Annotated in this window: 18 protein-coding genes and 1 other annotated feature; of the genes, 3 read left to right on the top strand and 15 right to left on the bottom strand. The window is 27.7% G+C overall.

Features of this window, described 5'->3' with window-relative positions:
• Window positions 1–231 precede the first annotated feature (231 nt).
• Window positions 232–435: a binding site (T-box leader), on the top strand.
• Between the two features lie 59 nt (window positions 436–494).
• Entirely contained in the window at window positions 495–2,945 is a 2,451-nt protein-coding gene (gene leuS, locus BN6774_RS07385) for a leucine--tRNA ligase (protein WP_066891971.1), read from the top strand.
• A gap of 57 nt (window positions 2,946–3,002) precedes the next feature.
• Here leuS and BN6774_RS07380 read toward each other — a convergent pair whose 3' ends face one another.
• A complete protein-coding gene (locus tag BN6774_RS07380) occupies window positions 3,003–3,566 on the bottom strand; it encodes a TVP38/TMEM64 family protein (protein ID WP_066896524.1) in 564 nt (187 codons plus the stop codon).
• 30 nt (window positions 3,567–3,596) lie between these two features.
• Window positions 3,597–4,340, bottom strand: coding sequence for a polyamine aminopropyltransferase (locus BN6774_RS07375; protein WP_066891968.1), 744 nt, complete (start codon window positions 4,338–4,340; stop codon window positions 3,597–3,599).
• Between the two features lie 186 nt (window positions 4,341–4,526).
• Between BN6774_RS07375 and BN6774_RS07370 the strand changes: the two genes are divergently transcribed.
• The gene (locus BN6774_RS07370) at window positions 4,527–4,856 is read left to right on the top strand and encodes a HesB-like protein (RefSeq protein ID WP_066891965.1); all 330 of its coding nucleotides are present in this window, start codon (window positions 4,527–4,529) and stop codon (window positions 4,854–4,856) included.
• Window positions 4,857–4,961: 105 nt separating this feature from the next.
• Here BN6774_RS07370 and BN6774_RS07365 read toward each other — a convergent pair whose 3' ends face one another.
• The 7 genes from BN6774_RS07365 to BN6774_RS07335 form a co-directional block, all read right to left on the bottom strand.
• Entirely contained in the window at window positions 4,962–5,831 is an 870-nt protein-coding gene (locus tag BN6774_RS07365; RefSeq protein ID WP_066891962.1) for a methionyl aminopeptidase, read from the bottom strand.
• 206 nt (window positions 5,832–6,037) lie between these two features.
• Window positions 6,038–6,592, bottom strand: a complete 555-nt coding sequence (locus BN6774_RS07360) for a hypothetical protein (RefSeq protein ID WP_235829592.1) — start codon at window positions 6,590–6,592, stop codon at window positions 6,038–6,040.
• 293 nt (window positions 6,593–6,885) lie between these two features.
• Window positions 6,886–8,229, bottom strand: a complete 1,344-nt coding sequence (locus BN6774_RS07355; RefSeq protein ID WP_066891955.1) for a vWA domain-containing protein — start codon at window positions 8,227–8,229, stop codon at window positions 6,886–6,888.
• A gap of 11 nt (window positions 8,230–8,240) precedes the next feature.
• The gene (locus BN6774_RS07350) at window positions 8,241–9,326 is read right to left on the bottom strand and encodes an AAA family ATPase (RefSeq protein WP_066891952.1); all 1,086 of its coding nucleotides are present in this window, start codon (window positions 9,324–9,326) and stop codon (window positions 8,241–8,243) included.
• Between the two features lie 13 nt (window positions 9,327–9,339).
• Window positions 9,340–10,113, bottom strand: a complete 774-nt coding sequence (locus BN6774_RS07345) for a hypothetical protein (protein WP_066891949.1) — start codon at window positions 10,111–10,113, stop codon at window positions 9,340–9,342.
• 273 nt (window positions 10,114–10,386) lie between these two features.
• Window positions 10,387–11,187, bottom strand: coding sequence for a rhomboid family intramembrane serine protease (locus tag BN6774_RS07340; protein WP_066891945.1), 801 nt, complete (start codon window positions 11,185–11,187; stop codon window positions 10,387–10,389).
• 18 nt (window positions 11,188–11,205) lie between these two features.
• A complete protein-coding gene (locus BN6774_RS07335; RefSeq protein WP_066891942.1) occupies window positions 11,206–11,766 on the bottom strand; it encodes a TetR/AcrR family transcriptional regulator in 561 nt (186 codons plus the stop codon).
• A 236-nt stretch (window positions 11,767–12,002) separates the two neighbouring features.
• Here BN6774_RS07335 and BN6774_RS07330 point away from each other — a divergent pair, with 236 nt between their 5' ends.
• Window positions 12,003–12,842, top strand: a complete 840-nt coding sequence (locus BN6774_RS07330) for an N-acetylmuramoyl-L-alanine amidase family protein (RefSeq protein ID WP_066891939.1) — start codon at window positions 12,003–12,005, stop codon at window positions 12,840–12,842.
• Here BN6774_RS07330 and BN6774_RS07325 read toward each other — a convergent pair.
• The 6 genes from BN6774_RS07325 to BN6774_RS07300 all read right to left on the bottom strand — a co-directional run bounded on the left by BN6774_RS07325 (window position 12,820) and on the right by BN6774_RS07300 (window position 20,267).
• The gene (locus BN6774_RS07325; protein ID WP_066891936.1) at window positions 12,820–14,382 is read right to left on the bottom strand and encodes a ClC family H(+)/Cl(-) exchange transporter; all 1,563 of its coding nucleotides are present in this window, start codon (window positions 14,380–14,382) and stop codon (window positions 12,820–12,822) included. The two genes, BN6774_RS07330 and BN6774_RS07325, sit on opposite strands and share 23 nt — an antisense overlap.
• 11 nt (window positions 14,383–14,393) lie before the next feature.
• Window positions 14,394–15,149, bottom strand: coding sequence for a 5'/3'-nucleotidase SurE (gene surE, locus BN6774_RS07320; protein WP_066891933.1), 756 nt, complete (start codon window positions 15,147–15,149; stop codon window positions 14,394–14,396).
• Window positions 15,150–15,216: 67 nt separating this feature from the next.
• A complete protein-coding gene (locus BN6774_RS07315; RefSeq protein ID WP_084766937.1) occupies window positions 15,217–16,218 on the bottom strand; it encodes an LLM class flavin-dependent oxidoreductase in 1,002 nt (333 codons plus the stop codon).
• 107 nt (window positions 16,219–16,325) lie between these two features.
• Window positions 16,326–17,297: an ROK family protein gene (locus tag BN6774_RS07310; RefSeq protein WP_066896519.1), complete on the bottom strand. Its 972-nt coding sequence runs from the start codon at window positions 17,295–17,297 to the stop codon at window positions 16,326–16,328.
• Window positions 17,298–17,512: 215 nt separating this feature from the next.
• Complete coding sequence (locus tag BN6774_RS07305; RefSeq protein ID WP_066891930.1) at window positions 17,513–19,507, bottom strand: ABC transporter permease; 1,995 nt, start codon at window positions 19,505–19,507, stop codon at window positions 17,513–17,515.
• On the bottom strand, window positions 19,497–20,267 hold the full coding sequence (locus BN6774_RS07300) for an ABC transporter ATP-binding protein (protein ID WP_066891927.1): 771 nt from the start codon (window positions 20,265–20,267) through the stop codon (window positions 19,497–19,499). The genes BN6774_RS07305 and BN6774_RS07300 overlap by 11 nt, the downstream gene beginning before the upstream one ends.
• Between the last annotated feature and the right edge of the window lie 84 nt (window positions 20,268–20,351).

Genomic DNA, 20,351 nt, shown 5'->3' with positions numbered 1-20,351 from the left:
TATAATATATACAATTATAAAATTTTCATCAATAAAAAAGAGATAAACATTATATTCCTTGCTCCGTCGCATGCGCTCCAAGTCACCGTCATATAATATATATCCTTATACACTGAAGATAATATTAAATATAATAAACTTTTTATAATTTATCATAATTTCATTAATATATTAATGAATGTTGACTTATATTATAATAGAATATATAATTTAATATATTATAATTAAATACTTATTGCTATGATTAGGAGTAGTATTATAAATCTTATACTTAAGAGAGCTGTTGGTTGCTGAAAAACAGTGTATAAATTATAAGAACTTGCCTAGGAGCTTACTTGCCAAAAGCAAGTACGGGATTCCCCCGTTATAATTTCGAGTGAGAAAATTTTATTTTCTAATAAGAGTGGTACCGCGAATATATCCTTCGTCTCTTAATTGAGACGAGGGATTTTTTTATATTATTTTACATGTTTTATTTTAGAGGAGGATTAATTATGGCTAAATACGGAACTTCCATTGATAAGAAATGGCAAGATAAATGGGAAGAAACTAATTTATATAAATTCGACCCAAATAAAGAAGGAGAAAAATTATACGTTCTAGAAATGTTCTCGTATCCTTCAGGTAGTCAATTACACGCTGGACATTGGTTTAACTATGGACCTGTTGATTCATGGGCGAGAATGAAGAGAATGCAAGGATATAATGTATTTCAACCTATGGGATTTGATGCTTTTGGACTACCAGCAGAAAACTTTGCAATAAAAACTGGAATTCATCCAAAGGATTCAACAGATAAAAACATTGAAACTATGGAAAAGCAATTAAGAGCTATGGGTGCTATGTTTAACTGGGAAAATGAAGTTATAACTTGTAACCCTGATTATTATAAATGGACTCAATGGGTATTCTTAAAACTTTATGAAAAAGGATTAGCTTACAGAAAGAAAGCTCCTGTAAACTGGTGTCCTTCTTGTAATACAGTTTTAGCTAATGAACAGGTTGTTGAAGGACTTTGTGAAAGATGTTCAACAGAAGTTACTAAAAAAGATTTAACTCAATGGTTCTTAAAAATTACTGATTATGCTGATGAATTATTAGAAAAGCTAGACACATTAGATTGGCCTGAAAAAACCGTAGCAATGCAAAAACATTGGATAGGAAAATCTACTGGGGCTGAAGTTACTTTTAAAGTAAAAGATTCAGATGTTAAATTTGATGTGTTTACAACTAGAGTTGATACTTTAAATGGAGTAACTTATGTTGTTTTAGCTCCTGAAAATCCATTAGTTGATGAAATTACTACTTCTGAATATAAAGAAGAAGTTGAAAACTACAAAGAAGAAGCTAAAAAGCAATCTGATATAGAAAGACAATCTCTATCTAGAGAAAAAACTGGAGTATTTACAGGCTCTTATGCTATTAATCCTATAAATAATAAAAAGGTACCTGTATGGGTTGGAGATTATGTTTTAGCAACTTATGGAACTGGTGCTGTTATGGCTGTTCCTGCTCATGATGAAAGAGACTTTGCTTTTGCAACTAAGTTTAACCTTCCTATAGAAAGAGTTATAACTAATAAAAATGGCGAAGAAGTAGAGTTACCATATTGCGAATATGGTAAATTAGTTAACTCTGGTGAATTTGATGGATTAACTACAGAAGAAGCAAAAGAAAAAATAGTTGAAAAACTATCTTCAATGGGATTAGGTTCTGCAAAGGTTAATTACAGATTAAGAGATTGGCTTGTATCTAGACAAAGATATTGGGGTGCTCCAATTCCTATAGTTCACTGTGAAGATTGTGGAACTGTTGCAGTACCTGAAAGTCAGTTACCAGTGGAGCTTCCATACAACGTTGAATTTGCTCCAGATGGAAAATCACCACTTGCTAAATGTGAAGAATTTATAAATACAAAATGCCCAAAATGCGGAAAACCAGCTAAGAGAGAAGCTGATACTTTAGATACTTTCGTTTGTTCATCTTGGTATCAATTAAGATATCCAGATAGCAATAATTCTGAAAAAGCTTTTGATAAAGATATAGTAAATAAAATGCTTCCTGTTGATAAATATGTTGGTGGACCTGAGCATGCTTGTATGCATTTATTATATGCTAGATTTATAACTAAAGCCTTAAGAGATATGGGCTACTTAGATTTTGATGAACCATTTAAATCTCTAACTCATCAAGGATTAATTTTAGGACCTGATGGTTTAAAAATGAGTAAGTCAAAAGGAAATACAATCTCTCCTAATGATTACATTTCTGAATATGGTTCTGATGTATTTAGAATGTATTTAATGTTTGGTTTTGCTTATGTTGAAGGTGGAGCTTGGAGTGATGATGGACTTAAATCTGTAGCTAGATTTGTAGATAGAATAGAGAGATATTTAGAAATAGCTAGAGAAGCAATAGAAACAGGAGATAATAATAAAAATACAGTTGATAAAGCAGAAAAAGAATTAAACTTCTGGTTACACAATGCAATTAAAGGCGTTACTGAAGATGCTGATAAAATGCAATTTAATACTGCTATTGCAAGAATGATGGAATTTGTAAATGCTTTATCTAAATATTTACAAGAAGATGTTAAAAACTTAGAATTCTTAAAGAAATCTTGTATTGACTTCTTAAAGATTTTAGCACCATTTGCGCCTCATTTTGCTGAAGAACAATGGAATCTTTTAGGATTAGACTTTTCAATCTTTAATCAAAAATGGCCAGAATTTGATCCTAATGCTTTAGTTAAAGATGAAGTTGAAATTGCAATTCAAGTTAACGGAAAAATAAAAGCTAAGATAAACGTTCCAACTGACTTAGATGAAGAAGGAATTAAAGCTGCTTCATTAGCTAATGAAACTATAATAGCTGCAACTGAAGGAAAAACTGTAGTTAAGGTTATTGTTATTAAAGGAAGACTAGTAAATATAGTAGTAAAATAATTTTAAGAAATGTATTTATAAAAAAATGATATTGATACACATAAAAGTGCTTCAATATCATTTTTTATTATTTTTTGTTTTTTTTAATGTAAAATATACTAGAGCTATTGCTATTAGTGTTATACCTAATCTTATATAATTTTGTTCTATATTTATTAAATCATAACTAACTAAGGCTTCAAGAGCTATAGATGGTATTTTACCAAAGAATGTAGCAATATTAAAAGTCAGTCCATTTACATTACTAACAGAAGCTGCTAATGTTACAAAACCAGATGGTATAAATGGAATTAATCTTCCCTCAAATATTAAAAATCCAATTCTTACCCCTTCACTTTCTACTATTTTCTTTAATAATACATTCTTATTTTTAATATTTTCTGCACCCTTTTTAAATCCTAATCTGTACACTATAAATGTTATGTATCCACCTATAGTTTCTCCTAATAAGGATATTGTAAAACCTAATACAGGTCCAAAAAAAATTATATTGGCACCTGTTACAAAAATAGATGGCACCACTCCTAATAAAGCAATTATAATACTTATAATTAATGATATAGGGATTGAATACATACTATATTCTTGAAATAAATTAACTATATTATCTAAATTAAACATAAGCAAACTTTATATAATTTTCTCCTTTGTTTATTCATCTAATAATACCTTAAACCCACTTAAGACTCTACTTACTAATTTCTCATCTAACTGCTTATAATGTTTTAATAACTCTGCTTCTTGTAGTGCCGAAAAAATCTTCTTACTCATTTCCATCCAAAGCTCTGGAACATAAACCCAAACTATTTCTTCATATCTACAGCTTAATAAGAAATGCTCCATTCCCCAAAATAAATATTCATTAATATTATGTAGAGCATTAAACTTTTTATAATCCTCTACCACTTTATAATCTAATTTGTATTCATAAATATCTACAAAGAAATAATCAAAACTTTGTCCTTCTGCTTCAAAAGCATTTTCATTTATTATTTTTATTTTTTCATTTTCTTTAAAACTTAAGTTATATAAATCTATTACATCCTTTTCTATTTCATAAACCACTATTTCATCTACATCGATCTTTTTTGCTAGCTCTTGAGCTACAAAACCTAATCCTAGCCCTACTATTCCAACCTTACCCTTTGCGTGCTTAATAAACATATACGAACTTTCAATTTCTATTGGGGAAATTCTCATCCATATATTATTAGGTCCATGTAGCTCTATAACACTAGTATTAATTTTACCTTTTTTTCTGTACATATATCCATCTATATATTCACTATTGTTATTCACTTTTTTTATTTCAAAATTTCCAATCCTACCTAAGGATATTAAATTATTATATTCTTCAATTTTTTTCTTTACGTAAATCTCATCATAAGGTTTCAAAATAAAACATCCCTTCTACATAAGTCTAAAGCTAACTATAATAACTATTATATTTATGAAACACTTTAAAAACAATAACTATTTATTAAAATTTACTATATTTTGCATTAAAAAACTCTTGATATTTCCTTTCACTATGTTATACTAGTGATATAAATTATCATTTAGAAATAGAAGGTGTAAATTATGGATAAAATTTTAATAAGCGAAGAAGCATATAAGGAATTTAAAGAATTCTTAGACGAAAATGAAGTTGATAACTACAGCATAAGAATAAACTTAGCTGGATTCGGTTGTAGTGGTCCTGCTTTTAATATATCTGTTGATGAAGCAAAAGAAGGCGACGTTACTCAAAAGGTAAACGACATAGTTTTCGTTGTAGAAGAAAAACTAGTTGATGAATTTGGTGGATTTAAATTACTTTCAACTGAAGAAAATGAAGGAAGAGGATTATCCTTAAAACCTGTTATCGAAGTTGAAGGTGGATGTGGATCTTGCGGTGGCGGATGTCACTAATCTCAATTTAACAAAAATTCTTTATAACATAAAAGCTGTATCTTTAAGATACAGCTTTTACTTTTTATTTTTTTAAAATTTCATCTCATAATAAGCAATATAATTTTACCAAGAAATTATTTCTGCGCCATCTTCAGTAACTAAAACAGTGTACTCCCATTGAGCAGAATATCCGCCATCTTCAGTAAATACTGTCCACTCATCATCTTCATCTACAAACACTTCATAGTCACCTTGGTTTATCATAGGTTCAATTGTAAAAATCATTCCAGGAACTAATACCATTCCTTCACCTCTATTCCCCACATGGGCTACAAAAGGATCTTCATGGAATTTTATACCTACTCCATGCCCTCCAAAGGCTCTAACAACAGAAAATCCATTTGCTTCAGCATGCTCTTGAACTGCTGCCCCAATATCTCCTAAGAACCCCCATGGTTTTACAGCCTCTAAGCCTTTGTCTAAGCATTCTTTTGCCACTCTAACTAGCTTTTTATCTTCATCATTTACATTACCTATCATAAACATTCTAGATGCGTCTGAATAATATCCATTATAAATAGTCGATACATCTACATTTACAATATCTCCATCCATAAGAATAGTGTCTTCACTTGGTATCCCATGGCAAACAACATCATTTATTGATACACATACACTTTTAGGAAATCCACCATAATTTAATGGTGCTGGTATTGCTCCATTATTAACAGTAAAATCATGAACTAATTTATTGATTTCTTCTGTATTCATTCCTACCTTTATTTTCTCTTGCACTAAATCTAATACTGCATTATTAATCTTCGCACTTGCCTTTATGCCTTCAATTTGTTCCTTATTTTTTATCATATCCCTTGTTGGTACTTCATATCCTTGAGCCTTTAAGGCATCAAGCTTTTCATCAAATTCTAAGTGACACTTTTTATATTTTTTACCACTATTGCACCAACATTGATCATTTCTATTTAAATTCATATTCTACCTCCTTAATACTATATTAATTACTAACTCTTATTAAATAGTACTATTTGTTATATTTATATATTTAATATATCATAACTAAAAGAAAAAAAGTTCCTTATATTAATTAAAATTAGAAAAAAACTCCCTAAGGAGTTTTACTAAATTTATTTTAAAATAAAATTTTAATTATATTATATTTACTAACCACTAAAAAACACCTATTTAACTGTAAATTCATAATCTAAATAATGTTCTATAGTTTTATTAATTCCTTTTAATACATCAATCCAATAATTCTTTTTAATGTATATAACTTCTTTCTTGTCTATATTTTTAAATTTACCTTCATTAAATTCATTATAAAAATCATTTAAGTCTTTTGACATATTGTATATTGCTGAAAAATCATCTAAAACTTCTCCATTTAAATCTATTTTATCATTATAATTTTTCATTTCAAAATTTAAGTATTCAAATAATAAACTTTCTATTCTTGCATAAACTTCACTAGGCCCTTCATCAGATATATTAGATTTTTTATTTATAGTTATTATTTGTTCTTTTCCATAATCTCTATAGTTTGACCACAAATTAGTGTACTCATCTGATATAGAAGTAAAGTTTTTATATAAAGCTAATAATTCCTCATTACTAATACTTTTAGATTTTAAGCATTGATCTAATGTAGTTAAAACACTTTCATTTCTAGTTCTGATTTCTTCAACACTTTTATAAGTTTCTTTACCTATTAATAACTTATAACGAGAATTCATTATCGAAGTGTAAACGTTTATAAGCAAACTAACAAGCAAAACAAAAATAATTAATAGAATGCTATTATTTTTACTTATTTTATAAGATTTCATAGAACACCCCCACACGAATAGTATTATATCATAAATTATTTCACTTTTCCAGTATAACTATACTCATAAAGAGTTTCTTCATTATTATGCTAATATAAAAATAAAAACTCCATATTTGGAGTTTAAAAAATAATTTAATTAATTTGTTTCAACTTGCTTCCACACTTCTTCATTTTTAATTGAGCTGCCAAAGGCAGCTCCTAAAAGTATCTTCCATGTTCCTGCTGATATTCCTTTATCATTTCTAATCCAGCAGTTCCACCTTCTCCTTTTTCCAACTTAGTTGTAATCTTTTTTATTTCACCATATGGATTTTCTAAAGATAAATCTTCATCACCTGTCAAAACCCATATAGTATTATTTCTGAATGGTTTAACCTCTAATTCTTTCTCTCCAACACCATCTGTAAAGTATATAAGAACAGAGTTTCTTAAGTTATGTTCTCTTATATACCTGAATACTGGTGAAAATTTTGTTGCTCCAATCTTAGCATATCTCTTTTTTATATCATTTTTAGATTTTATTTCATATACTCGTCTTATTTCATTATCACATTCAATAACAGTAATTTTATTAGTTCTTGTTCTTGTAATTTCTAGAACCTCAACTAATATCTTATCAAACTCTCCATCGCTCATAGAAGCACTTATATCTATAGCTACTAAAACTTCCGGAACATTATTAGGTAAGGAACCTCTTAAATCTAATCTTTCTGGTTGTCTTCTATTCCTTCTCATTATTGTCTTTTTTTCTCCAGCTCTTAATGAAGGTATTACTTTTTTTAAAGCATCTTTCCATGATATTTCTGCTTTTTCTGAATATGCTTTTATAATTCCTTCAATATCCTTTGGAGCCTTACCATTATAAGCACTTATAGCTGTTTTTTTCGTTATATCCTTTATTGAGTCTTGATTCAATGTGCTTTCTTCCCAAACATCATGGGCTTTAGAAATATCTATAACTTCTCCAATATCATCATTTTTTTCATCATTCATACTTTTAGATAACTTTGCCTTAATAGCTTTTTCTATTTCCTCAGCATAAATTTCAATTGGTTTATCTTCTTTCAAATCTAAACTATATTCTCTATTTACTCTTTCAAGTTTATAACTATCCATAGGAAGATTTTTAATGAACTGATTTATAGATACATCCAGAGCTAAATTAACTGCAATTGTTGTATATTTATTTTTAAGAACTCTCTCCCTTTCATGATGTCCGTACATTATATGATATATTTCATGCTTAAATAAAGCTTGAATTTCCCTTTTATCACAGGAAAGAAAAAGTAATGGATTAAAATACATTTTAAAACCCTGCATCTTTGGAATAGTAGCTAATGGCCAAGTTATATTAAATCTAATACTTCTTTCTATTCTTACTAGAAATTGTCCAAAAAAACTATCTTCTCCTTCAAGCATATCTATAATTACATTTTCAACTAAAGAAAAAAACTCTCTTTCAAAACTACTATAAAGCTTTCCATTTTCTTTTATATCTAAGGCTTGCTTTAATAGATTATTTCTTTTTTCTTCAAATAACATAAGCATCCATCCTATTCATAAATACTAAAGAAAGCATCTAAGAACATATCTTCATTTAATAAGTCCATATATAATTCTTCGCTTACATCGCCCTTAATTTCTTTCATAATTCCAAGTCTTAAATCCTTTGGATAACAAGTTAATAAATCTGAAAATAGCTTTCTGTTTATTTCATTATTATTTTCATTTAAATATCTAAGAGAGTTTTTAGCTAATATATATAATCTAGAGTGACTTTCCCCTCTTATTTCTTCTTTTACTTCTATAGGTAAAATCATGTATGAGAAAAGATCTTCTGGCTTAATTAAAGGGTTTTTTATGTTCTTAATATAATTAATAAAATCAGTAGCTATGCTTACACCTAAATTTCCCTTAACTACATTATAGAATATATCCATTGGGTATTTTTCTTTATTCCTTAGATATACACTATAAGCTTTTGCAACTCTCTCCCAACTTCTTGGTGTTGCCTTAATAGATTCATTAGAATTAGGTACATTTAAATATTCTGGGAAATTTGATAAAAACTCAATTATATGTTCATGTACATTTACTTCACTACTCATTGCCCATTTTATCCATTCCTTAATATCAGAACTTAATTCAATCCATACAAATCTATCTTCTTGGGCTCTATCCATATCCACAACTTGATAATCACTATCTTCAAATCCATCATATTTGTTAGATGGATTCATAGCTGCTACTATCTTTACATTTTCATGTAAGCTATATCCATTTATTTCTCTGTTTAAAATTAAATTCATAAGTTCTTGCTGAACAGCATGTTCACATCTGTTAAGTTCATCTATAAATAATAAAACGCCATTAAATTTATTATTTGAAAGCGCCGTTTCAATTTCTATAAGTTTATAATGAGTTGCATACTTTGTTCTTCCAGCTTCAACTAAAGGAAGCCCTCCTATTTCTCCTTCTTTTAAAAGATTTGCATCTATATTAACTAAGTAATAATTATCTTTAACACATATTCTTTTAACTAAAGAAGTCTTACCGATACCAGCCTCCCCTATTATTAAAGGTACATTACCTGACTCTATTACTAACTCCACAGTACTTATTGCTTCTGAAAACTTCATTGTCTCACCTCTTTTATCTTGAAAGTTTATAATCTACTAATAACATCTTAGCTTTTTTACTTCCATACTCTCTAATAAAATTAATTTTATCCATTTCTAAAATCTCAAGTTCTAAGAAATCCTTTATATATTTTTCATCAATTTCTTCTTCCTTCACTTTTTCAATAGCTACATTAACTACAAAATCTACATCTATAGAATCATATACATATTTAACAACCTTTATATTTTCTCCAACTAAAATTTTTAGTTCATCTAGATCAAAATTAATGTAATTTATGGCTTCTTCATTCCCCTTAATAGCTTCTTTCCTAGCTTCTAAACTTGGATTATTTATAAACTTTATTGCCGCCCAATACTTTCTTATAGCAGCTAGTTGAACCTCTTCTGAAGGATTTTTAATATATTTGATGGAATCATAATCCTTATTAACTGCATTTAACTGCATTTCCTCTGTGGGATTTTCAATGAATTGAATTGCCCATCCCTTTGCCTTTACTGCTTCTAACTTAACTTTATCACTCGTATTCTTAATATACTTTAATGAATTCCAAAGCAGCTTTACAGCTAAAATTGAATTATCTTCATCAATATCATCAATATATTCAACAGCTAGAGGATTATTTTTTATTGCAACTTCCTTTATTTCCTTGCTTGGGTTTTTTACATATCTTATAGCTAATCCATTTCTCCTAACAGCTTCTAAGATCAACTCATTGCTCGGGTTGTCTATATACCTTATATATAAAGGATTATCATAAATTTTTTTCAAATCATTATTTTCCATTTTTATTCCTTTCTCACTGGTAAAAATAATCTATATTTTCTTTAATTAATTTTTAAATTTTTTCAATTAATTCTCATTTTTATTCCTCTTAATTATACTATATTTAACTCTAAATTGCTATTACTATTATTTAATAATAATTATCTATTATAACTACTTTAAACAATTACATCTATCATTAATAAAAGATTGCAAGCAATCTTAAAAATGTTCTTATTTTATACTTTTGCAAAGAAAAAAACTCCCTAAGGAGTTTTAAATGTTAAATTATTTTTATTTGTGCTCATGGTCTCTTATATGATTTATACAGTAACATTTTTTCCCTGAACATTTAGAACAATATCTAAATTCCATATTAGGATTATCTTTTTCAGTTATTCCACAAACTTCACATCTATGAAAAATCTCTATTGTTTTTACTTGAGACTTAAACTTCTGCTGTCTTTTAAAATTATTAGCATTGCTTCTTGTACCAGTTACTATTTCTTTACCAAAGAATATAAAGAAATTTAGAACTGGAACTAAAGTTAACAACATTCCACCAATACTAAATGAGCTTAAATATCCAATAAAGTTTAATCCAATGAGAATCCAGTTAAATATAGCTAGATACTTTACTTTAACAGGTATTATATAAAATAGTAACACTTGAAAATTAGGATAAATCATAGCAAAAGCTAAAAATAATGATAAATTAATATATGCTCCAGTAGCAGGAATTCTTGTTACCATAGATACTATAATTGTAGCTATCATACCTACAAAATAATAAAAGTTAAATTTGAATTCTCCCCACTCTTGCTCTAATCCAGTACCTGCTAAATAATTAAAATATATAGCAAATATAAAAGAAATTATACTCCCTGTTTCAGGTACAAATATAAAGGTTACTAACCTCCATATTTCTCCTTCCATTACTTTAGATGGTTCTAGAAATATTTTATTGATTAAATCTGGACTCCCACTTAATAAAGTAAAACCATAGACTAGAATATTTCCAAATATTATAATTAACATTAAATTTCTTATATAAAAATTACCTATCTTTCTTTCTAACTTATTTAACCACTTCATAATACTAAAATTTCTCCTTTATAATTTATTTCTAACTATATATAATAAATCCTCTATTGAAAATTCAGTATTTTTCATAGATAAAGTTATCATGTTGCTTATTAGAAATGATGTTAATTTTCTTGTTTCCATATTCATAGTAATGTCATTATTTTCTTTATGTAAATCTATTATTTCATCAACAATAAAATATAATTCATCTAAAACATCATATTTAGGACAAGAACAAGATTTTTTTTCTTCAATAACTTTTTCTTCTTTTGTTAATTCAAAAAAAACTTCCTTATGATATATTAAAAACTTTTCTAATCCTGAATATATTAATTTTACTTTTTCTTCAAAGGATATATCTTTGTCTTTAACTGTTTTTAACTTATTTATTATTTCAATCCAAGTATCATTAAATATCTCTCTTACTAAAGCCATTTTATTTTCGAAATAGTTATAGACTGTACCTAAACCAATTTCACATCTATTCGCTAATTCTCTCATACTAAAATTTTTATATCCTTTTTCTTCTAATAATGCATATCCTTCTTTTAAAATTGTTTCTCTTGGATTTTGTAATATCTTAGGCATAGACCTTCCCCCTTTCTTATAGTTTATATCAATATTTCTATATTATCAACTAATGATATCTTACTTATTCATTACCATTTATTTACATTTATTCTTTATATGAGTATAATTATATTATGTTAACTTTATAAAAGTATATTTATATAAGTTTTATCCTGTCTTTATATACTAACTCATTACAAATTTAATAAATATATTTAAAGTTTTGAAATATTAAAATAAGGAGATTATGTTCTGTGAATAATCAAAAATTTGATATTGCATACCGAAGAAAACTCCTATATAAACGCAAGAGAAGAAGACAAGTATTATTTCGCTTAAGCATATTATTAACTGGATTTGGTCTAATATTTCTTATTTTACTGCTAAATAAAGAACCACCTATTAACAAAAAAATAATATCTACATCCTCTGATAATAAAATAATAGTCTGTATAGATCCTGGTCATGGAGATTGGGATACAGGAGCAAAAAGTAATTCAGGAGATTTTGAAAAAGATATTGTTTTAAATGTTTCATTAAAACTTGGAAAGCTTCTAGAGGAAGAAGGAATTAAAGTAGTCTATACTAGAACTAACGATTCATTGCCTTGGCTTGAAACAGCAAATGATAGTTTAAAAGAAAGAATAAAAATTCCTGAAATTTTTAAAGCAGATATATTCATATCAATACACTGTAATAGTAATTATGAAGATACTAATGTAAAAGGAACTGAAACTTGGTATAAAGCTAATGATGAAAATAGCAAAGCCTTAGCTTCTTCCCTACAAAATTCAATAATTAATTTAAATTATAGTTCTGATAGAGGAATAAAAACTTATGGAAATAAAGAAGATGCCTTGGCCGTTTTAGAACTAAATGAAAGCATTTCTGCTTTAATAGAATTAGGATTTTTAAGTAATACATCAGATGAAAAGTATTTAAAATCTACTAAGGGGCAAGAAGCTTCTGCTAAAGCCATAAAAGAAGGTATATTAAACTATATAAATAGTTACAAAGATACTATACTAAAAGAAAGAAGTAATAAGGATGTTAAAAACATCCCTATTACCTCTACACTAAAGTTATTTTATTAATTTCTTCTATAACATAAGCTCTTCTATCTATATTAACCAAAGCAACTATATAGTCACCACTTATCAATTTTACTGATCCTTTAGGAATTATTTCTTTTTCTCCTCTTTTTACAGAAACTAGTAAACAATCCTTTGGCCAATTAACTTCATTTATATATTTTCCCTCTACTATACTTCCCATTTCAACGACAAATTCTAATATAGTTTTCTTATTTTTATTTTCTTCATTTGTAATTCCAATTTTATTTAAAAGTTTTTCAAGTAATACTTCATAAATTGGTTCATTTCTTAAAATCTCTGATGTTATATAAGAAATTATAACTACAACTGATAATGATAGCAAGTGATTAAAGGAACCTGTCATTTCCATAATTAATACTATACCTGTTATTGGCGCTTTAACAACAGAAGAAAAATAACCAGCCATTCCTAAAGCTATAAAATTAATTATAAATGAACTACTAACCCCTAATACTTCACATGAAAATACTCCTACAATATTTCCTAAAACCGCACCAAGTAGTAACATTGGTAAAAATATTCCTCCTGGAACACCAGAACCAAAGCATATCAGTAATAACAAAAACTTCAATAAATATAATGTTACTAAAAAAAATATAGAATTATTGCTTGAAGTTAATTCTAAAATTAGTTCATGTCCTCCACCTAATAAATTAGGTAATATTAATCCTAATACTGCAGTAATAATAAAGGGTATTATTACTTTAACTTCACTCGGTATATTTTTTAATTTTGAATAAATATTTTGAGATAAATATATTCCTTTAGAAAAAATAACTCCCATAATTCCAGTTAAAACTCCTAAAATAATTAATATCCAATAGTATTTTAAAGGAATTGGGTTTATTTCATTAAAGTTTAAGGATGGATTCATCCCAAGAAAGTTTTTAGAAATAAAATCTGCACTTATTGCCGCTGCCATAGCTGGTAATAATACTAAGGGTGAAAAATTTCTATGTATTTCTTCTAGTGCAAATATAATGCCGGATAAAGGCGAATTAAATGCTGCCGATAATCCTGCTGAGGCACCAGCTGTTATTAAAAATTCCTTCTTTACAGGGAATTTTTTATATGTTTTTTCTGCTACCCCTTCTCCAACTGAAGCCCCAATTTGTACTGAAGGACCTTCTCTCCCAAGGGTTAATCCTGCTGATAAAGCTATAATTCCACTAACAAACTTATATACTAAAATTCTAAACCAATTCATTTTAAGTTTATTAACTACTCTTCCCTTAACTTGAGGTATACCACTCCCTGATATCATAGTTTCTCTTTTAACCATTAGTCCAACTACATATCCAAGTAATGCTAAAATTATAACTACTAATAAACTATTTATTAGTTCTTTATTTCCCCAAGAATAAAAGTTCCTAAATAAAATACTTATTTTATTTATTCCTATTCTATTTAATACAATTATAAATCCCGTTATTACTCCAATTATTATACCCTGAACTAAAAGTCTAAACTTCATATACTTTCTTTGTAATAATATCTCTTTAATATTTTCTTCTTCCAAACTTACATCACCTAGTTTTCAAATATATTTTTTACCTCATCTAATATCTTAAAATTAGTAAAATCAAAATGTAATGGTGTTAAAGTTACATATCCTTGCGATAAGAAATAAAGATCTGAATCATCTTCTGATATTTTATTTCTAACTCCTTTTGTTATATAAATCATATCTTCATTTTCTTCTACTAAAACATAATCGGTCTTGTATGTTGATTGTCCAAGCTTGCAAACCTTAATACCTTTAATGTCTTCTTCATTAACGTTTGGTACATTAACATTTAAAACAACATCATTTCTCAAATAACTATTTTCAGCTATGTCTACAACCTTGTTAATCCACTTGGCAGCCTTTGTGTAATCCTCATCTTCTCTTTCCCAATCAACTTCCATAGATATAGCAATTGAAGGTACACTATAAATTGCTCCTTCTACAGCTGCAGATACAGTTCCCGAATATAATATATCTGTTCCACAGTTTAACCCTCTATTTATTCCTGATATAACTAAATCTATATCCTTGCCTAATAAGGATAATCCAGCTTGTGTACAATCTGCTGGAGTACCAACTAAGCTATAAGCTTTAAAACCCTTATCAATTTTTTCTTCTCTAATTTTTATAGGATTATGAATTGAAATAGAATGGCTAGATGCACTTTTTTGTTCTCTTGGTGCTACAACTATAACTTCATGCTTTTTAGCAATTTCTTTTGCTAATGTAATTATTCCTCTTGCATTTATTCCATCATCATTAGTGATTAAAACTTTCATATAAGTCCTCCTTAAAATACTTTTATTACCTCTTATATACTATCATAAAATTTTATATTATAAAAAGTTATTCTCTAAAGGCTTCAGCTATTAATTTATAAGACTTTATTTTACTTTCCAAATCTGTATTCAAATTTATTATCATAAATTCGTCTGTATTATAAACCTTGCTCATGTTTAAAATATCTTCCTTTATCTTATTTGGTTTTCCAACAATCATTCGTTTTCTATTTCTATTAACTATTTGAATTTCTTCTTGAGAGTATTTATACTCTAGTGCTCTTTCTAACGAAGGCATCCCTGACGCTTTCCCTTGCTCCACTAATAATAAAGTTAAATCCATTATTGCAACTTGATTATTGATTTCCTTTTCGTTTTCTCCACAAATAACAAAACTACAAATTATAGTATTAGGAGTTTCAGAAATAATAGATTTTTTGAAATTATCCTTATACCAATTTACAGAGCTTACACCCATTCCTCCAGTTATAAATTGAGCATAGGCATAAGATGCTCCTATACCAGCTGCTAGTCCTGCACTTCCACCACTCGACCCAAGTATATGAATTTCAGGATAAGTATTTATTAACGGTGTTGCTTTAAGTCCACTAAATTCATGTTCTTCTGGAACTATATCATAAATAAATCTAACTAAATCTAAGACTTTTTCTTGATAATCATCATTAAAAATGCTTTTTCCTTGCATCAAAGCTTTAGTAGATAAAGGCATTCCGCCTGGGGCTCTACCTACTCCTAAGTCAATTCTATTAGGGTATAACGCTTCTAAAACCTTAAAATTTTCTGCTACCTTATATGGACTATAGTTATGTAGCATAACTCCTCCCGATCCTACTCTAATATTCTTCGTTTTAGCAGCTATGCTAGAAATAAGAATTTCTGGACTTGATCCTGCTAGGCTTTTTGTATCATGATGCTCTGATACCCAAAATCTATGATATCCAAGTTTTTCTAACTCTTGTGCAAGAACTATACTATTATTTAATGCTTCTGTAGAAGTTGAACCTTCTCTTATCGGAGATTGATCTAAAGCACTTAATTTAATATTCAAATCTACATACCTCCTTTGAATATTTATTTTAAATTCTTATTATAAACTATAACTCTTTGATAAATATTTTCAAGTATCAATTTTAACTACAAATAGTATATTATTAGTTATTCATCCCCAATAATATTTTTTGCATAAATTGCAGCCCCTAGAATTCCAGAGGCATCCCCTAATAAAGAGGTTACAATTTCACAAGCATTTTTAGATATTTGTAGAGCCTTTCTCTCCACAATTTCTCTTGCAGACTTTAATAATCTTTCCCCAGCTAGAGATACACCACCACCTATTATTATACATTCAGGGTTATATAAATTTATTATATTTACAAGAGCATATCCTAATACTTCTCCAGTTTCATGCAAAGTATTTATTGCTACTGCATCACCTTTATCAAAAGCTTCTGAAACCATTTTGGCTGTAATTTTATTATAGTCACCATTTATCCAATCATATATAACGCTTTGTTCTCCATCTTGCATTTTTTCCCTTAAAGTTCTTAATATCCCAATAGCAGAAACATATCTACCTAAACAGCCAGAGCTCCCACAACGGCATTCACGCCCTGACCGATACATATTCATATGACCAATTTCTCCAATACTTCCTGTAGCCCCGTATAACACTTTACCATCTACAATAACCCCAGAACCTAATCCAGTACCTAAAGTTATTAAAACAACATTTCTTTTACCTTTACCTGCTCCGAAATACCATTCTCCATATAAATTCATACGAACATCATTATCAATAAATGTAGGAATTCTCAATTTACTTTCAAACCACTCTGAGACATGAACATTTTCCCATTTAGGAAAGTTTGGAGAAAATTTTGATATCCCAGTTTTATTATCTAATAATCCAGGAACTCCGATTCCAATACAGAGTATTTCGCTTGCATTAATATTTGTAATGCTAAATAACTCTTGAATGCTTTCTAAAATTCTTAATAGAACAATTTCTGAACCTTTTTCTGCCTGTGTACTCATACGATATTCTGCTACTTTTTCAAAATTACTTGTAAATATAGAAGACTTAATATTTGTTCCACCTAAATCAATACCAATTAAATACTTTCTCATATTAAATATCTCCTTCATTTCCTTTTTACCATATAATAATTGCAAAATTTTCCTCATATTAAAATTATACGTATTCTTTATATTTATACATAATACATTCATTTATTTACTTAAAAAAAATTAATTATATCCATTAAAATTAATTCTGAGCCTTCTATTTTTTATATTCTTAAAAAAATACCGTATATTCTTATTGAATAATACGGTATTTAAATCTAAATTAAATTATTTATATTTTTCTTAGCTCCAAAGTAAGTAGCAATAAAATAGCCTCCATAAATTATAATTAATACGAATAAAGCAATTAAGATATTTTTCATAATGCTTATACTACCAAATAAAGTTATAATTCTCTTTGAAAATTCTAATCCTGCTATTGAATGTATTAAAGCTAATGATAAAGGCATTAAGAAATATATTGCTATTTGAGTTAATAAAGACTTATTAATAATCTTTTCATCTACCCCTATCTTCTTTAATAAGTTATACCTTGAAATGTTATCTGTAGATTCCGATAGTTGTTGTAATGCTAATACAGCTGCTGAAACAATTAAGAAAATTCCTCCCATATATATTCCTAAGTAAGATATTATAGCCCCAGTACTAGTAGAACTTGCAATTAATTCTTCTTTTGTAATAGAGTATAGTATATTATCCTTTCCCTTTATAGCCTCTTCTCTAATGCTATTTAGTTTTTCATTAATAATAATTCCATTATCTTCATTATAATTAAAGTTTAAAAATGATGTCCACGGAGTAAGTCCACTAACAATATTATCTTTTACTATTACAGTACAAAGATTACTTTTCATCATTTGGTTATAAGCTACTACTTCTATAGTCTTATTAATACCTGGCTTTAAAATATTGCCATTAATATTAATTTCTCTATTATCCTCTAACACATTATTTAGTGGATTTATTAAACTATCTATATCTGAGAACAAAGCATATTCTCCGTCATTTAATGTTATAGGACTCTTATTAACCATTTCTAATATTTCATTAAACTTTGTTAATGGAATAATTTGAACTTCGGCATCTGTTGCAATAGGATATAAATCTTTTGAATTATTAATATCTTTTTCAGATAATAAATCACTATATTTAAGATCTCCCTTATAATTTATATAGCTTACATAGTTCTTTGAATAATCTCTAATATCAATATTTCTATTACTTAAATATTCTTCTATATCCTCTCCCTCAAAGCTCCAAATTGTCTCATCATATTGAGTTAGGTCTTTTAATTCAGCATTTATAGCACTATTAATTCCAAGTCCTCCTGCAAGCATACATATCCCTACAAATAATGATAAGCATATAAAGGACATCGAAACAAATACAGTATTTATTTTGCTATTAATTTGTCTTAAAACAAACATATTTAAGTCCTTTAAATAAAACTTCTTATTTGATTGAACTAGCTTCAATAAGAATCCTGACAATGAAAAGAAAAATAAAAATGTCCCCATAATTCCAAGCAAAATACTTGGTCCATTTACGTTAATACCAATTGTTGAAGCTCCTTTGTCTAGTACAATATAATAAGCTGAGCCAAGCATTATTAAACTTACTATAAATACAACTACAGAAACCCAAACATTTCTTACTTTTATAGTTTCATTTTTCTTTGAAGAATTTAATAAATCTATTAATTGAATTTTTCTAATAGATATTGAATTAAACATAAGAACTAATATATATATAATTCCAAAAGATTTAAAAGTTTTTATCATTGCATTATATGAAAAAACAAACTTAAACTTAAGGAAGTTAACTTGAAACATCTTTGCAGTTAATACTGATAATCCTTGAGATAAAACAATGCCTATTCCTAAACCAACTGCTAAAGATATTACCCCTACTAATAAGGTTTCAAAAAATATAATTGTAGATAAATTACCTTTATCCATACCTAAGGTCATATATATTCCAAATTCTTTTTTTCTTCTCTTTATTAAATAATTATTTGCATAAACAATTAAAAAGGCTAATACAAAGGATACAAATATTGATGCATATCCCATTATTGAATCTACTTGCTCAAATGCAGCAGCTTGAACTTCATTTAATTCAAGCATAATACTTTGAGATTGTATTGAGTTAAATGTATAAAATATACAAACACCAAAAACTAATGTTAAGAAATAAATTGCATAATCTTTAAAACTTCTTTTTAAATTTCTAAAAGCTAACTTAGAATACATTATTTTGGTCACCTCCAAGAAGCGTAATCACTTCAATTATCTTATCGAAGAATTCCTTTCTTGAATCATTTCCTCTTACTAATTCATTAAATATCCTGCCATCTTTAATAAACAAAATTCTTCTTGCATAACTAGCTGAAAAGGCATCATGAGTAACCATCATAATAGTTGCATTTAAGTTTTTATTTAAGTCTTCCATACTTTCAAGTAGCATTTTTGCTGCTTTAGAATCTAAAGCCCCTGTTGGCTCATCTGCTAAAATTAATGAAGGTTTGGTTATAATTGCTCTTGCTGATGCAACTCTTTGCTTTTGTCCACCGGACATCTCATAAGGATATTTATTTAAAACCTCTTCTATATTTAGTTTTTTAGCTATATCTTTAACTCTTTTATCTATTTCCTTATGATTAACTTTCATTATAGTTAATGCAAGAGCTATATTTTCATAAGCTGTTAATGTATCTAGCAAGTTAAAATCTTGAAATATAAATCCAAGTTCTTCTCTTCTAAATTTTGATATTTTTTTAGAATTTAATTTTGTAATATCATTTCCAGAAATATAAATATGTCCACTACTTACTTTATCAATAGTTGATATACAATTTAAAAGTGTAGTTTTACCACTTCCTGAAGCACCCATTACTCCAACAAACTCTCCTTCTTCTACAGTGAAGCTTATATTGTCTATAGCCTTAGTTACATTTCCTTTTCTACCATAGTACTTTTCTATATTATCTACTTTTAGTATTTCCTTTCCCATAATTACTCCTCCTATTTCTTACTATAGGACTATTGTATTGTTATTTTTATCTTACATCCATTGAATTATATAACATAAACCTTA

It is taken from the genome of Clostridium nigeriense (assembly GCF_900086595.1).
Classification (GTDB): Bacteria; Bacillota; Clostridia; order Clostridiales; family Clostridiaceae; genus Clostridium; species Clostridium nigeriense.
Note: the sequence above shows the minus strand (reverse complement) of the source record. Positions and strands in the feature narration are given on the sequence as shown.